Raw genomic sequence first — 16,454 nt, 5'->3', positions numbered from 1 at the left:
TTATGGCTGACGAAGAACTCGAAATAGAAAAATTTGATATCGGCGAGTTGCAAACTGTTGAGATCGTTGACGAAATGCAGCGTTCTTACCTTGACTACGCGATGAGTGTCATTGTCGCCCGAGCTCTTCCGGATGTTCGAGACGGTCTCAAACCAGTCCATCGACGCATTCTTTATGCTATGAAGGAACTGGGCCTGAATTACCCAGCCAAGTATCGCAAGAGTGCCACTGTAGTAGGAGAAGTTTTGGGTAAGTATCATCCTCACGGGGATACAGCGGTTTATGATGCCATGGTTCGTCTCGCTCAAGATTTCGCGATGCGCTACCCGCTAGTCGATGGTCAAGGAAATTTCGGTAGTGTCGACGGCGACCCACCGGCCGCCATGCGCTACACCGAAGCCCGCCTGGCTGCTATTGCCGATGAGTTGCTTGAAGACATTGAAAAAAACACGGTTGACTGGGTGGAAAACTTTGATGGTACTAGAAAAGAACCAGTCCGCCTGCCAGCTAAACTACCAAACCTTTTGCTGATGGGTAGCTCAGGAATTGCCGTGGGAATGGCAACCAACATTCCGCCGCACAACCTCAACGAGGTTTGTGACGCGATCACTCATTTAATCAACAACCCGCAGGCAAACGTTGAAGATCTGATGAAATTTATCAAAGGACCCGACTTTCCTACTGGTGGGGCAATTTTTGATATTAATGAGATCATGGCAGCCTACGCCACCGGTAAAGGCAAAATTGTCATGCGGGCTAAAGCGGAAATCGAGGAAGAAAAAGGCGGACGCTTCAATATTATCGTTTCTGAACTACCTTACCAGGTCAACAAAGCTTTGCTTATTGCTAGAATCGCGGACCTAGTTAAGGACAAAAAACTTGAAGGAATCTCTGATCTCCGCGACGAGTCGGATCGAGACGGAATGCGCATGGTGGTTGAACTGAAGAGAGACGGCCGGCCACAATATATCCTCAACCAACTTTATAAATATACTAGTATGCAGCTTGCTTTTAACGTCAACACTGTGGCTTTAGTTGACGGTACTCCTCAGGTTTTGACTTTGAAGCAAATTTTGACAGAATACATTCGGCATCGCCAAAATATCGTTACTCGCCGCACTCAGTTTGATCTTGATGCTGCCAAGGCTCGCGCTCATATCCTCGAAGGATTGAAAATTGCCCTTGATCATCTCGATGCTGTCATCAAGACCATCAGAGAGTCCCCAGATGCTGATAAGGCCAAGACCAATTTGATGGAGCTTTTCAAACTCTCAGAACTGCAAGCTCAGGCAATTCTCGACATGCAGCTGCGCCGTCTGGCAGCTCTCGAGAGAAAGAAAATCGAAGACGAGTACACAGCTATTCAAAAATTGATCAAAGAGCTGGAGGAGCTGCTTGCTTCACCAAAGAAAATTTTGGGGGTCATTGAAACTGAGCTGAAGGAAATTAAAGATAAGTACGGGGATGAGCGGAGAACTCGAGTTTACAAACAAGCGGTCGGGGATTTTTCCGAAGAGGATCTCATCCCTGCTGAAGATGTCATTGTCACTGTCACCGAAACGGGTTATATCAAGCGCAGCCCACTAGATACCTTCCGCACCCAGGGCCGAGGAGGCAAAGGTGTCGCCGGAGTCGCTATGAAGGACGAGGATGCAGTTGCCGACATTTTTACTGCCAATACCCATGACAACATCATGTTTTTTACGAACAAAGGTCGAGTTTTTCAGATCAAAGTTTATGAGCTTCCCGAAGGCTCGCGCGCGGCCAAAGGTCAGGCCGTGGTCAATTTGATCAATATTGAACAAGGCGAGCAAATTACCTCAATACTGGCAGCACCAAAAAATGTTGCTGGCAGCTTTCTTTTCATGGCCACAAAAATGGGGGTGGTCAAAAAGACTGCCCTGACTGAATTTGCCAATATCCGCCGCAACGGGATGATTGCGATCAACCTTGGAGGCGGAGACGAGCTCTCCTTTGTCAATGTAACTAGTGGGAAGAACAACATCCTCATGGTTACCAAAAAAGGTATGTCAATCCGTTTCAATGAAAAGGACGTCCGGCCCATGGGCCGACCCACTGCCGGAGTACGTGGTATCAAACTCTCCAAGGAAGACCATGTCATTTCTACTGACAAAGCCGGGGATAACGAATTTCTACTCGTCGTTACCGAAAAAGGTTTCGGCAAAAAAAGTAAAGTTTCTGATTGGCCCTTGCAGGGGAGAGCTGGGTCTGGCGTCAAAGCAGCGGAAATTGCCACCCGCAATGGCTCGGTCATGGCCGCGAAAATCATGGGTGGGGGTAGCCAAGACCTGATCATCACTTCCAAGGCTGGGCAAGTGATCAAACTGCCGGTCAAAGATCTTCCCACCCTAACTCGTCAGACTCAGGGAGTAATCCTCATGCGCCTTTCCAAAAAAGAAGATTATATTGCCGCAGTTACTTTGGTGAAGAAAGCAGTCGAAAAACAAGAGACTCCCGAGACAAAAGCAGAAAAATAACTGTTTTAATTGCGAAAGCCTTGAAATAAAAGAGAATAACGGAACCTATTTTGACTTTATCACAAATTTTCTCTTTGGTTTTTGGGCGGGGCCTGGGGCAGAAATTTTTGTAGAAACAGTTTTTGCAGAGGCAACTTCCTTAGCTTCAGTTGCAGTAGCAATGACAAGAGATGGCTCTGGGTCAGCGACTTTGGCCACCACAGCCTTGCCTGGTGCGGAAGCAGCGGTCTGTTTTTCCTGAATTTTCTTGGCATTAAGAATCAAAGCTGAAGTGGAAACCGCAATTGGCTCTTTGTCGGGCGCATCTTTGGGTGCAAAAGGTACGATAAAGTTGAAAGTACTGCCTTTTCCAAGCTCAGACTCGACCCAAATTTTCCCCCCGTGCATATCAATGATGGCTTTGGAAATATAAAGTCCCAACCCAGTTCCCTTCGAACCCTGCTCGAGAGCTCCAGAAACGCGGAAAAATTTGGTAAAAAGCTTGGGTATGGCGGTCTCTGGGATTCCCTGACCATTATCCTTGATTTGGGTCAGCACCCCATCTTTTTCCTTTTGGGTAATGATCTCGACACTACCATAGGCTTTAGTATATTGCAGAGCGTTGGCGACAAGATTGGAAATGACTTCACCGATGCGGAATTTATCGACCATGACCGGCAGCAAATCTTTCCCCGGAGAATAGCTAAGCTTGATATTTTTCTGCTCCGCCAAATTTTGAAAATTGGTATAGACTTCATTGACGATTGACGCCCAGTCGGCTTTTTCAGCTTGAACTTTGAGCGCTCCGCGTTCAATACGCGACACAGAAAGCAGATTTTCTACTAAAGCGGCCAGTTGGTTAGAGGAAATAAAGGCTTTATCAAGAAAAGCTTTTTCCTCTTGGTCCAATTTTGTTCCCACATCTTCTTGGAGAACTGAAAGGTAACCCCGAATTGAAGTCAGTGGCGTACGCAATTCATGAGCCGCCATCGAAACGAAATCAAGTTTCATTTCCTCGAGCTCTTTTTCCTTGGAAACATCGTGTAGAGTGATGATTGCCCCCAAATTGACCATGTCTCCCTCCGCAATCGCCGAGCTAACCATGTCAACGTAAACCTCCTTCCCGGCCGGCCCAGTTGCCTTGACGTTGGACTTGGTCGCTACTACCTGATCTTTGTTGGCGTGTTTTTTTGGGAAGAGATCACGCACACTCAGGAGTTGATCACCTTCATAAAATTGAATGACTTTATCAATATCCTTTTCGGCAATATCACTAAATTTGACCCCTAGCATTTCTTCACAAGCCTTGTTAAAAATCAAAACTTTTCCGTCTTTACCAACCACGAAAACCCCATCGGCAATACCTGCCAAGGCAACACTGAGTTTGTTGCGTTCTGCCTCCAAATCAGTCACCAGCTTTCTTATTTCCCGCACGTCTGCCACAACTCCAACATAGGCCAAGATATTGTTCTGCTCATCCTTCAAAGACGACCCGGAGAAACTGACTGGCACTTTAGTTCCATTTTTGGCCACAAAGGTAGTTTCGACTCCTTTGACGCTATCCCCTTGAGTCAGAGGACCAATGACGTGATACTCAAAATCCCGCCATTGTTTTTCATCTGAGAAAATCTTTCTGACGTTTTCACCTACCAGGGACTCTTTTTTGTAACCAAGAAAATTTTCAATTGCATCGTTGGCGAACTGAATAATTTTGAATTTATCGAAGACCAAAATCGCTTCGCTCATCGTCGCAACAATATTGGAAATAAAAGTTGCCGGGTTGAAGGTGAAGAGATTGTATTTGAGAATCGCGTAAGTGATGATTATCCCCATCACACTTGTAGCTAGAATCGCGGTCCCGGGGAAGTCGAGCCCGAAAATAGGCAAAAGCCCATCGGTGATCGTTCCGATCACCAGGGGAACCAACAAAGCAATGACACAGAGAAGAGTCTGGGTTTTTACTGGTTGTTTGGCCCGACGATAAAACTGGTAGAGCAGTACTAGAGAAGTAAAAAATTGAGTCTCCAACCAAGCAAGGAAAATGGGGAAATAAGTTCCAGTAGGTCCGTTCCAACCCCAGTAAACAAGTTTAAACCTTGCCGTGTCATGCACAACAACTGCATTTGTAGTCCAAACAAAGAAAAGAAAGAGAAAGCCAAAACCAAAAATCAGAATTCTGTTTAGAAAGCCCTGCAAAATCTCCTCTTTCCCTACATAAGTAAGGGTAAACCCAAGAAAAAGAGAAGCCACAAAGATCCAACCCGGAGCTCCAGTTGAGGACCAAAAATTCGCTGCCGTTGGGTTGTTGCTGATTCTAGAAAAGAATTCTGAGGCTCCCCAAAGAACAACCGAAGAAACAAAGAGGATAAACCAACGGTTGACCGAAACTTTTAAGCCCTTGGAAGCGATAAAGAAAATCAGCCCCACGTTGATGATGATGGCAAAAAGTGAAAGCAAAGCAAAGGGACGCAGAACAAAATCAAAAATAGTCGCAGGACTGGCAGAAAGGATTACCACTCTTTGAGAATAATTGGTTTCGGGCTTTCCCGTCAATAGGTTTAACTGCGGACAAGAATAGTTTCTCGAACATTTTATTGCTTGTCGGTTGACTATAGGGTAACTTTATGTTATTACTGTCTAGCTTCGTGGAAGGCTCAAACCCTTCGGGTTTGCAGCATAAGTTTTTGTCCAAACAGAGAGACTGGGCGAAAACGCCCACGATGGCGCGTGTGAGGAAGCCACCTCAACCCGAACCTCAGCAGCGAGAAAGTAGGAATGCTTTCGGGGGATTTCAAATTTTGCTGAAACCTGGTTTGACTTGGACTTAACTACAACGCACCTCCGGACGCGCAACTTTTAAACTTTCCTTGAAAAAGGGAGTTTGCCTGTTTGCGTGTCCGGGCTCTGTCTGCTTTTTTACCTTTTTAGTCTAAAGGAAACTCCTCAACCAAAGTTTTTACTTCTGAGGCAACTTGCTTGATATTTTCTTCACTTTCTAAGTTCTTAATTATTTTGGCGACCAAACTGCCAACTTTTTCCATTTCGCCTTCTTTAAAACCTCGGCTCGTCAGCGCCGGGCTCCCAAGACGAATCCCACTAGTAACAAAGGGTTTTCGGCTCTCACCTGGAACTGTATTTTTGTTGACGATAATCTTGGCTTTTTCAAGAGCTTCTTGAACTTCTTTACCGCTTGGACCCTCAGAGCCAAGATTTATCAGCATCAGATGATTATCCGTCCCACCACTAACCAGCTTTAATCTTTCGGCAACTAATGTTTCGGCCAGTTTACGAGCATTTTTAACTATTTGTTTTCCGTACTCTTGAAACTCTGGCCGAGAGGCTTCCTCAAGGGCGACTGCAATGGCCGCCGTGGTCTGGTTGTGGGGCCCACCCTGTAAACCAGGAAAAACTGCTTTATCAATTTTTGTGGCCAGCTCTTCATCGTTGGTCAAAATAATTGCCCCCCGTGGACCTCGCAAACTTTTGTGAGTGGTGGTCATGGTGACATCGGCAATTCCAATCGGTGAAGGGTGGACACCGGCAACAACAAGCCCAGCAATATGGGAAATGTCGGCAATTAAGTAAGCTCCAACGCTGTCAGCAATTTTTCGAAATTTTTCCCAATCAAAAATGCGGCTGTAAGCGGTCGCCCCAGTCCAAATCATTTTTGGTTTGTGTTCTTTTGCCAGCCTTTCCAAGTCTTCAAAATCAATTAGCCCGGTTTGCAGATCAACTCCGTATTGAACCGCTTTGTAGTATTTTCCCGAAAAGTTCACCGGCCAACCATGAGTCAAGTGCCCACCGTCCGGCAAAGCCAAACCCATGACCGTTTCCCCAGGCTCAGCGAGGGCAAAATAAATCGCCTGGTTGGCCGGGGAACCGGAGTAAGCTTGGACATTGGCAAAGCTCACTCCAAAAAGTTTTTTGGCTCGCTCAATGGCTAGACTTTCGATCTCGTCAACCACTTGGTTGCCGGCGTAGTAGCGCTTGCCGGGATAACCTTCAGAATATTTGTTCGTCAAAACGCTTCCCAAAGCTTCCCGAACCGCCTTCGAAGCGTAGTTTTCGGAAGGAATCAGGTTTAGGACACTGTTTTGCCGCTTTTCTTCTTTTTTGATTAAGTCGGCAATTTCCTTATCAGTTTTTTCTAGTTCCATCTTGTTTGTGATTATAGCTTAGTATTTTTTCTATTTCTAGCTTGCAAACAACTTTTCGGTTATAATCCGAACCAAGAAAAAAAGGAGGAGAGTTATGGACGGTCACCAAGCCAAGGCCGAGCTCTTCCTCTCTGCAGGAAGAGTACTGGAAAGCCTTCGTAACGGGAGAGAGACACCGGGGATGGTAGTGGACAGGCTTCTCGATTTAATTGAGGAGGCATTCCTGGTCGGTATCCTTTCTCTTGGTCAGAGAGCGCAACTCTCGGGGTCAACCCAAGCCCTACCGGCGGTGCTACGAGACAAAAACACCGGTCCTTGGTTCAAGCTCATCAACGACTATCTCGATGGACTTCTGGAAATCCTGAGATCTTCGGAGCAAGCTCGAGACGAAAAAGAAAGGAGTTTTCAACCCTCGCATCCCGATGCCCCAGACGGCAGTCCCTATCGCGACCCGAAAACGCCGTAAGAGCTACCACAGCGAATCGAGCACAACTGAGCCACAGAAACCAGGGCTGTGGCTCTTTCCACGCTTAAATCAATTTATATGTTTGTTTTGAAGAAACTTACTTATTAGTGTGGAACTAATTAAATAAGTTACTATTCCGAAAAAGGGCACTGCGAAGATAGTTAAGAAACCGGCCACTCCAACAAAAACAACAAAACCACCGGGGTTTCCTCCATATCCTGAGTGAGGAACCAGAAGTCCAAGTCCATAACCAATCGACATTGGTACTCCCAAGCCTAAAAAATAGGCTCCAATTAAAGCTAGAATAAGACTAATAGTTCTTTTAAACCCGTTTGAGACGTTCATCTTCAATCCAACTTATTTCCTGAATGAAAGGCTTTGTGGACGTCTTTCAATTGCTTATTGGTGATGTGAGTATAAATTTGAGTCGTGGAAATGTTGGCGTGCCCTAGCATTTCCTGCACCGAGCGGATATCCGCTCCGTTAATTAGCAAATCAGTAGCAAAAGAGTGACGCAGGGTGTGGGGTGTCGCTTTGATCGGAATATGTGCTTGCCGAACATATTTTTCGAGGATTCTTTCAATACTACGGGTTGTCAGACGCATTTTTTCTCCACCTTTACTCGGATCCTCTTTACCTGAATAGCGAATAAAAATTGGCTTGAAGAGATCTTTTCTTTGAGCGATATAGCGACCAAGCCATTCTTTTGAAGAATCCGACAAAAAGACAATTCGTTCTTTTCTTCCTTTCCCAATCACACCAAACTCACCTTTATCTATGTTAACGTGATCTCGATCAAGACCGGCTAGCTCACTGACCCGCAATCCAGTTGAAAACAAAACCTCGAGAATAGCTTTGTCGCGCAAGCCTTCAATCTTTTCGATGTTTGGTGCGGAGAGCAATCTTTCTAGGTGCTCTGGGTCTAAAACTTTGATTGGTCTGGGCTCGTTGTCTCCAAGCTCAACTTTTTCAGCAGCTAAAGTTTCGATATCATGTTTAGCTAAATAGCGCAGGAAAGCGCGCAAAGCGATAATGAAATAGTTTTGGGTGATTTTTTTTAGTGGCAAACCAGAGTTCTCATCGACCCAACGGGCAAGAAAAACCCGGTATTTGCGAACCAGCTCATAGGTAATGTCTTTGGGATCAACATCGCCAGCAAAACCTAAAAATCTTTTGAGGTAATGGTCGTAGTTGCGGATTGTCAGTTGGGAAGCATTTTTCTCAACTTCTAGATACTCGAGAAAGTCAGTAATGTGCTTGGACAGAGTCATTGCTTTAATTTTAGCTCACTTAGGCACAAAAAGCAAATATTGTACGACGCGGCCACTTTATCCTAGAGTTCATTATTCTATATTGACCAAGCAAAAATCTTTTTCTACAACTAGCTAGTTCTTTAACAAACCGCCAAAACCACAGCGCAAGGAGAGTGATCAATGCGTTGGTTACTGGTTCTATTGTTCTTGCTTGCTGCCTTTGGAGAGAGTAAAACTCAGGCGGCAAGTACTGGCAAGCCTGCAAGCCTGCTTCTGCAGTCTGGAGGCTTAGTCCTGACCGAAAAATCAGAAGTTTCCGTCAAAGTGCAGCTCGGGGAAGCCTCGTGTTCGGAAGGGTTGCTTCTGCTGGAAACCCCGGCATTGCGGGTGGAACCTGAAGCCTCAATTCTTCCTGCTGAGATGGCCGAAAGGCTCATCGGGCGCTACGATTCAAGTCCCAAAACCATCAACATCGGCACCTACGAGAGAGGTTCAAAGCTGGTTTTCGAGATCATTCCTAGCTCGAGTCTTTGCTCAGGAACGGCTTTCTTTTCCGACGACTGGCGCCATGCCCGTATTGAGGCGGGAAGTTTGGGTTGCTACCAAATCTCCTGGGAAGACTACACTGACAGTGACTACAACGATGTCTTCCTTCAGGTTTGTACTTCGCCACCGGTCGCAAAGCAGACTGTAGCCCTTGAATCAGATCCTACCTATCGAGTGCCCTGGCAAGAAGGAGCAAAGACTTTTGTCAAACAGGCTCCTGGCCAGAAGGGTAGCGATCACGAAAATCGCCTTGCTTGGGACTTTGTCCCCAAAAATCCAGATGTACTTGCCAGTGCTGCAGGCACGGTTCTTTGGGTTGAAGACAGGTTTGGGCCCGGCAGCTGCAGTCGCAAGCTTTACAACGCTGCCAACGTCATCGTCATCCAAACGGAACGAGACGTCAACACGGTTTATCTCCACCTCAAGGCCGATTCGGCTCGAGTCAAGCCAGGACAAAAGGTCAAGCAGGGGGAGAAAATCGCTGAGATCGGCAACTCTGGCTACGTCTGCTCTAGCTTTGGCAGTACTGGAACTCATCTTCACTTTGAGATTCAGCACCACTGCCGCAGTTCCAAAGGTATTGCCAAGGTCAGAGGAGAAGAGGGCGAACCCAACGGTAGCTGGTTCTGCACTCCCTACGATCCGGCAACTGCCTTCACTTTCCTCTACCATAGGGAGAAAATCGAGCTGGAGTCAGGAGAGTGGTTGCCCAAGGAAGAATGGCGTTAGGAGAAACGATCAGACAAGCCGCCTGCTTTTTTTCAAAGCGCGCGGCTTCTCTGTTTTTAAAGTGAATAAGTATAGGTTAACTTGGGGTGTAAAGGACGAAGCGGGTGGAGGGTAGACAGGCTGCGTCCTTGAAAACCCTACCACCCGCTCAATTAAAACCAGTGTCTCTTCCTAACGTGCCCGTGAAGTGTGTTCAGAAAATCTAGGACAACCCCAGCGCGGAATCCTGCGAACACGAACTCGAACCATCGGAACAGGAGTCCCGTGGTGGGCATAGCAGTGTTCGCGTTCAACCGGCTGCTTGTCCATGACCACAGCGTTGTGCCCATCGACAACGATCGTGTCTCCAGGCTTGACCCTGGTGAGTTCACGAAGGAAGGTCTTGCGAGCATCTCGACAAATCTGGTCGACCTTGCTGCAAACCCACACACCTCTACTTTTGATGATGTGGGGATGACCTCCCTTGCCACAACCGCGTCGTTCACAGTACTTGCAGATGTGGGCGTCAGCTCGGTGTTTGCAATCAACACCAACTGGTCCAAATTGACACTCCATCAGATTCCTCCTTGAACCTTGACTGGAACAGCAAGCGTGCTGTATTAAACTGGTTTATTGGGTCTATATTATAGCAGAAATGAATCTAATTTACAACCTATAGTCTATAGGCTGTTTCCTCAAGAAAAATCCTGACTTTGCAAAGATTTTTCTTCTCAACTATACTTTGGAAAATTTATGTCTATTTTTGATCATCTACTCAAGCGTGATTTGGCTCACGTCAAACGCTTCAACAACCGCCCGGTCCATTTTCCCGAATCCGTCGCCGAGCACAGCTTTTATGTTTCTTACTTTACCCAAATTCTTTGTTGGGCTTTGGGAGAAGAAAAAATTGAAGTTAACACTGAAAGGGCGGTCAAAATGGCCCTCATTCATGATCAAGAGGAGGGCTTTTCCGGGGATATCTTGACTCCGTTTAAATATTTTAATGAAGAAGTCGCCGCCGCCATCCGAGAAGTCAACAACCAAACTATTGAGATGATGTTTGAGGATCTAGACGAAAAACTCAAAAAAGACTTTGTCGCCTTGTGGCATGAAGAACAATCTCGAAAAAGCCTCGAATCGCAGGTGGTCAAAGTTGCCGACGGTTTATCTTTGATCAGCAAATGTTTCGAAGAAATCGAAGCCGGAAATTCTTATTTTGAGGAAATTTACAAACGTATTCTCAAGGATCTCAAAAACCTCGACTATTCTTGGTGGCAAAAAATCCGACCCCGGGTTCTCTCCGGAACCGAAAAAGAAGTCTAAAAGCCCCTTGCTTTCAATTTTTCTTTCAGGCAATATTTGTATGCATGCCCAACTACAAAATTACTTACGGTGGCTGGTACCAACGCACCACACTACATCTCTCGGAAATTTACAATTTTTTTGCTCATGCTCATACCTATACCGAGCTTCCAAAAGAAAAACTAGAGAAACTGCGAGAAAGTTTGAAACTGACCCACGTCAGCCGTGAAGTAGGCTATTTAGAATACGTCAAAGCAACTAGCGGGGAGGGGATTGAAGTTCGCTATTATGAAGACGGTCTTTACATTCTGGAACTAACCTCAACTGACATTTTGGCGAGCAAAAAACTCCTCGAGGATTACTTTGAAAATGTTTTTAACCCCGCCCTCAGCTATCTTTTTTCCCTAGGCGCCCCTACCCCCAAAGTCCTAGCTAACATCAAAATCAGCCATCCAACGGTAGTTTCTTTTGAAGACCCAAAACCGGCAAGCTTTACCATTGACAAAGAGCAGTTTGGAGAGGTTTACAGCAAAATTGATTCACCAGACGTGACTGTCTACAAAACTCACAAATTTATCTTTATCGTTGCGAAGAGAGCTGAAACCGCCTCTGACCTGGTTGAGATGCAGATTTTCTTTCGCGAGTTCAAAGACCAGCTGGAAAAGTATCTCCATATCCACCGCAAAGTCTGGGAGGAAATTGCCGATATCAAAGAACGCAAGGTGGTCAAAGGAGCTGAGGTCGAGAAAATTCGTGGTCAACTCGACCGCTACCAAAAAACGATTAATTTGATCAACAACCGTATCAACCAAATGGGTATTTATGTTGCAACTCGCAGCTCAATTTCCAAAAAACTTGAGGTGGAGGAAAAACTTTCCACTCTCTTTCAGTACAAATTTGAAACTTTGGATGATACTCACGCTTACATCAAAGAACTCTGGGCGATGACCAAAGATTACTTGGCCAGCGCCATCCAAATTCTAGTTGAGCTCGAAGGGAAAAGTACCGGCAAACAAATTTCCTCTTTGACCGCGATTACCACCATCGGAGTCGTGGCTAGCATCCTTAGCTACATGACCAACAAAACTTTTCCGGCTATCACTGGTTTTGGGGTCATTTACTTCCTAATTTTGCTAGCTTTAACTTACCTGATCAACGCCGCAATTCGCTTTGCTTACCAACAAATTCGCTACAAACTAACCATCCCCGATACTGAGAAGAATATTTAGTCTTGAAATCCCAAGATCGATGAGCGCAGGATGCGCAGTATTTGATCTCCGGCAGGAGATATCAAATACGAGCGTCCTATAGTCTTGACATTATTTTCATTTTTTGCTAATATAGCGCAGCTTTATTGACAAAAAGAAATCTTTGTCTTAAATTTGCATACGTACTTTGACTATTTAGAAAGTAGAGAAACGAGATGTCCTGACGGACAATCCGCTCTTTAGGAAACTAGAGAGTAGTTTGTCCTTCGGGACCCCACCGAGGTAACAGGGGCAGAACGGATCCGGCAGTGTCGGTCCGGCCTCTAAATGGCATCCTAGCGGCGAACATCCGCAAGGAAAGCTCACCTCGGTGGGAAACTCTCGGATTCATCCAGTACGGCGGCAGGTAGCGTCCAGCAGCGTCGTTCAAACGACGTAGAGTCGGGTACCCTCTCAAGGGTTAACTCCTCGCGGCCATGCATTTCGGTGCGTGTTGCACGCGTAAAGGTAATAGTCCCGACAGCTTCGAACCACGCCCCGCGTTGATACCTTTGTGTGTCTGCCGACTCGTCGCTGGTGCCGCGCAAGCGAGCTACCTAGTGAACGTGCAGTCGGTAACTGCGGGCGTCGACTTCTCCTGACCGCCGTACTGGGGAATCGCCAAGGCCGAAAGAGGGGATGGTTATAGTCCGTGATCTTCAGAAAATTGGAGCACGGAGGGTACCCCTTAAGTCCCGCCCAACCTTGGCTATTAGCTTGTCTTGGCCGTGTACCAAGACTTTGGGAATGAGTAATCCTTAATTAATTGGGTCGGCAAAACCGCCCCCGGAATCCCCTCTAGTAGCACGGTACAAAAGGGGAGACTGAGATCACTCCTTCTTTGGACAGCGCAAGCAATTGCTGCGGTCTGAAGCGGGTTTAAATTGCCTCTACAGCTCGCCACTCACGTGCGCGACTCTGGGAGGGCCTGGTGATTCGGGAAGCTGTACAGCGCTGATGCGTTCTCCGCCAGAGAGTTCTTCAGTCTGGACACCCGTCCGGATACGCCCAGTCGCCAGGCAAATTTACCAACACCAGAGCTCCCCCAGTTCTGTGTTGGAACGGCGCGTAGTAAGTGAGTACCGTCACATCGCCCTCGATGACGATCACCCTGCGCGCCGCTCTCGTTTTTAGAACCTATTTTCTTCTGAAACTTATTTCTTCAAAATCTTTGGAATTTCCCTTGAGGAGCATTTGGCTAGCTGGAACGACCGCATCTTTACCATATTTATTTCTTAAGCTATCAATTCTTTCTTCAAGCTCAAGTCTTTTTGTTCGCAGACCCTCAAAAAGTGTCGGCTGCTTTTTGTCTTCAAACTGAGAAATCCCAATCCCAACCAAACGCAACGGCGTTTTTGAATCCCAAAGTTCTTCCAGCAGTATTTCTCCCAGATCATAAATTTCTTTAGTTATGTTGGTTGGATAGGGGAGAACACGCTGTCGAGAAATAAACCGGAAGTCAGAATAACGAATTGTTACTGAAACACAACGCCCCGAAAACCCTTCGGCTCGCAACTCTTCACCAACTGACTCAGTTAACTTCCTTAGCATTGCCAAAATAAACTTTTCGTCATCTCGATCGGTATAAAAAGTCTCGCTACGAGAAACTGACTTAGCCGTCAGGCGGGGAGTGTACCAAACGTTATCGAAACCGTTCGCCGCTCTCCACAGACCAGTCAGAGCCTTATCGAAACTTTTAATTTTTTCTGCTGGTAAAGACGCCACTTCGCCTAGAGTTTTCACTCCCAAACCCAGAAAATAAATCTCCGTTTTGGGCCCAATTCCGGGCAAATCGCGGACGGCTAGAGGAGAAAGAAAGGTTTTTTCGGTTCCAGAGGGAACGTAAGTAAAGCCGTCAGGTTTGTCGTAATCTGAAGCGACTTTGGCGACTACTTTGGTCGCGGCCAAACCAATTGAAGCTATGATTCCAACTTCTTTTTTGATCTCGGCACGGATTTTTTCGGCAACTGTCTTTAAATCTGGATAAATAACCTCGGTTCCTGAAAAGTCGAGAAAAGCTTCATCAATACCGATCTGCTCAACTTTTGGGGCCCAACGAGCCGCAATCGCCATGACTTGACGCGAAGCAGAAATATAGTCTTGGTAATGACCACCGACAACGCTAGCCCCCGGACAAAGTTTTAAGGCTTGGAAAAGAGGCATCCCGCTCTTGCAACCGAATTTTCTCGCTTCATAGGAGGCAGTGGCGACGACACCCCGAGGAACACTTTTTCCTTGGGGATTGACACCACCAACCAAGACTGGTTTACCTTTCAACGATGGGTTAAGTTTGATCTCAACCGAAGCAAAGAAACAATCGAGATCGAGATGCATCCAGTAGCTACGAGCAGACATGTTTATATTATCCGAAAGAAGAGCGAAAGAGTCAATTCGGACAAAGTGTATCACTTGCTAAATTTAGTTTAAATTTGTAAAATAACCAAGCTCTGTGAGAGATCAAACTTGGAGAGGGACTGATCTCTGTGTTCGCTTATCCCCATGGTTCGCGTTCAAACGGCCATCGTTCTCTGGAAAGGCGAGCAACTCCGCGTGAGGCGCACGTCTCTCCTCCTTGAATCTTCTTCCATCAACACTGTCTGATGGTCCGCAGAGCCAAGAAGAAAGTTAGAGCCGGGTGATTTTGTCTTGTACTCCACCCCCTGAAAAGTACCAGGGTTAGTTGATTTACAGATTGGCTAACTAACCACCCGGCACCCACTAGGAGAGAGTAAAGCGCACAGTGCTGTCAAGCTAAACGCTGGATGGACTTCTCACTGTGCGCTTTCTCTGTTTCCCCCCCCCACCCCAAATACTATCTTGCATTTGCCGAACAAGCAGTTCTAAAATTAAGGCGCTGAGGTTCCTTCTGGGTTTCGCACCGAGCACCCGAACTAGTACCCGCCGCCTAAACGACTGGTGCGAAACCCCCTCAGCATCAAAGAGATCAACTGCTTTGTCGAGACTGAAAGCCCCTTGCAGAAAGGCTAGCTTCCCTGGACCACTCGATAGGGTAAAAATGTGGAAGAAGGGAAAACGGCGCACGAGCTTTGGTACAGGAAATCAACCACAGTATCTCAGTTTCGTGCGCCTCTCCGTTTTCTGAGGTAAAATATTTTTATGAAGCCTAGCCTCCTGACTATACTTCTTGGCCTTTTTCTGATTCTGACTGTTTTGGTTAGTCTCTATTTGACTTTCCAGACGAGCAAACCCACCACTACGAAGGGCGAAACTCACCTACTGAAAATTGGCAGCCAACAAATTTCCGTCGAAATTGCTGATAGCCACGAAAAAATCGTGCGCGGCTTGAGCGGGCAAGCCGAGCTAAAAGCAGATACTGGCATGTATTTTGTTTTCAAAGAAAGAAGCCGGCAGACTTTCTGGATGAAAGACATGCTTTTTTCGATTGATATCATCTGGATTGATCAAGGGAAGGTCATCGGGGTAGAAAAGTCTGCACCTGTCCCAACCGGAACTTCAATTCCGATCTTTTCTTCTCCAGACAAAGTAACTGAGGTTCTTGAAATCCCGGCAGGGTTTTTTGATCAAAAGAACTTGCAGTTGCAAGATCCTGTTAAACTAATCAACTAGACAATTCAAGGAAGAGAGTGGAGGGAGAGATTCTCGTGAGGAACGCTCACGTTCCAACTGGAAGGCAAGTGCTCGGTATGGCGGTCGGGACTTTCCTCTTTGGCTTCTCGCTGATCGGGCTGATTGCAGCGCCAAAACCGGAAGGGACAAAACTGGGCAATCCCCAGACTGTTTACCTAGTCTCCAACCTCGGAGAAACTAAAGAGGTCACCGTTTACTCCTCACCAAAAGGAGTTTCCGAGGAAGGTCTTGTCTGGCCCTTTGAAGGTCCGCTTGCTTCGCCTTACGGACCAAGTCATCCTCTGGGAATTGACATCGACGGCAACGAGCGAGCCTGGGAACCAGTCATCGCTTCCACAAACGGGGAAGTGGTTTTCTCTGGAGGTAACCCTTGCTGCAGCTACGGCTACTACATCGTCATCTTCGAGCAAACTGGCCCGCTTCTCAGTGACGGTTTCTTCGAGATGACACCAGGGGTAGAAACTCTTTACGCTCATCTCAACCGTCTTAAGGTCAAGCAAGGAGAAAAAATAACTCAAGGTCAAGTCATCGGCTTACTTGGTGCGACCGGCTACTCAACTGGCCCACACTTGCACTTCGAAGTCATCGTCAATGGTGTGAGAGTCGATCCTTTGGAATATCTGCCCTAATAGGAGACTGGGAACGCCCCGCCCAGTCTCCCTCAACCCAACGGGTTCCCAAATCTGGTA

The 16,454-nt window shown here is 46.7% G+C and carries 13 protein-coding genes; 7 read left to right on the top strand and 6 right to left on the bottom strand.

Translation table 11 applies throughout. The annotated features are described in order from the left end of the window. Positions 1–2 precede the first annotated feature (2 nt). Positions 3–2,498: a DNA gyrase subunit A gene (gene gyrA / locus Q8P13_02830; GenBank protein MDP2671376.1), complete on the top strand. Its 2,496-nt coding sequence runs from the start codon at positions 3–5 to the stop codon at positions 2,496–2,498. A 45-nt stretch (positions 2,499–2,543) separates the two neighbouring features. Here the strand turns inward: gyrA and Q8P13_02825 are convergent, their stop codons facing one another. After that, a complete protein-coding gene (locus Q8P13_02825; GenBank protein ID MDP2671375.1) occupies positions 2,544–4,994 on the bottom strand; it encodes an ATP-binding protein in 2,451 nt (816 codons plus the stop codon). Positions 4,995–5,401: 407 nt separating this feature from the next. Next, a complete protein-coding gene (gene glyA, locus Q8P13_02820; protein ID MDP2671374.1) occupies positions 5,402–6,634 on the bottom strand; it encodes a serine hydroxymethyltransferase in 1,233 nt (410 codons plus the stop codon). Positions 6,635–6,728: 94 nt separating this feature from the next. On the opposite strand from glyA, the gene Q8P13_02815 reads away from it, so the two are divergent. Then, positions 6,729–7,100, top strand: coding sequence for a hypothetical protein (locus Q8P13_02815; protein ID MDP2671373.1), 372 nt, complete (start codon positions 6,729–6,731; stop codon positions 7,098–7,100). 69 nt (positions 7,101–7,169) lie between these two features. Here the strand turns inward: Q8P13_02815 and Q8P13_02810 are convergent, their stop codons facing one another. Both Q8P13_02810 and Q8P13_02805 read right to left on the bottom strand, forming a co-directional pair. Then, positions 7,170–7,445, bottom strand: coding sequence for a hypothetical protein (locus tag Q8P13_02810; protein MDP2671372.1), 276 nt, complete (start codon positions 7,443–7,445; stop codon positions 7,170–7,172). A 2-nt stretch (positions 7,446–7,447) separates the two neighbouring features. Then, positions 7,448–8,371, bottom strand: coding sequence for a tyrosine-type recombinase/integrase (locus Q8P13_02805; GenBank protein ID MDP2671371.1), 924 nt, complete (start codon positions 8,369–8,371; stop codon positions 7,448–7,450). Positions 8,372–8,533: 162 nt separating this feature from the next. Between Q8P13_02805 and Q8P13_02800 the strand changes: the two genes are divergently transcribed. Beyond that, complete coding sequence (locus Q8P13_02800) at positions 8,534–9,628, top strand: M23 family metallopeptidase (protein ID MDP2671370.1); 1,095 nt, start codon at positions 8,534–8,536, stop codon at positions 9,626–9,628. Between the two features lie 171 nt (positions 9,629–9,799). Here the strand turns inward: Q8P13_02800 and Q8P13_02795 are convergent, their stop codons facing one another. Beyond that, complete coding sequence (locus Q8P13_02795) at positions 9,800–10,183, bottom strand: hypothetical protein (GenBank protein MDP2671369.1); 384 nt, start codon at positions 10,181–10,183, stop codon at positions 9,800–9,802. A 177-nt stretch (positions 10,184–10,360) separates the two neighbouring features. Between Q8P13_02795 and Q8P13_02790 the strand changes: the two genes are divergently transcribed. Beyond that, positions 10,361–10,930: an HD domain-containing protein gene (locus Q8P13_02790; protein MDP2671368.1), complete on the top strand. Its 570-nt coding sequence runs from the start codon at positions 10,361–10,363 to the stop codon at positions 10,928–10,930. 44 nt (positions 10,931–10,974) lie between these two features. Further along, complete coding sequence (locus Q8P13_02785; protein MDP2671367.1) at positions 10,975–12,138, top strand: hypothetical protein; 1,164 nt, start codon at positions 10,975–10,977, stop codon at positions 12,136–12,138. A 1,155-nt stretch (positions 12,139–13,293) separates the two neighbouring features. Here the strand turns inward: Q8P13_02785 and dinB are convergent. Beyond that, positions 13,294–14,565, bottom strand: a complete 1,272-nt coding sequence (gene dinB / locus Q8P13_02780) for a DNA polymerase IV (protein MDP2671366.1) — start codon at positions 14,563–14,565, stop codon at positions 13,294–13,296. 708 nt (positions 14,566–15,273) lie between these two features. On the opposite strand from dinB, the gene Q8P13_02775 reads away from it, so the two are divergent. Beyond that, a complete protein-coding gene (locus Q8P13_02775) occupies positions 15,274–15,744 on the top strand; it encodes a DUF192 domain-containing protein (GenBank protein MDP2671365.1) in 471 nt (156 codons plus the stop codon). A gap of 17 nt (positions 15,745–15,761) precedes the next feature. Next, a complete protein-coding gene (locus Q8P13_02770) occupies positions 15,762–16,394 on the top strand; it encodes a M23 family metallopeptidase (GenBank protein MDP2671364.1) in 633 nt (210 codons plus the stop codon). The last annotated feature ends 60 nt before the right edge of the window (positions 16,395–16,454 follow it).

The sequence above is a fragment of the bacterium genome (assembly GCA_030704665.1).
Classification (GTDB): Bacteria; Patescibacteriota; Microgenomatia; order Woykebacterales; family RBG-16-39-9b; genus JAUYID01.
Note: the sequence above shows the minus strand (reverse complement) of the source record. Positions and strands in the feature narration are given on the sequence as shown.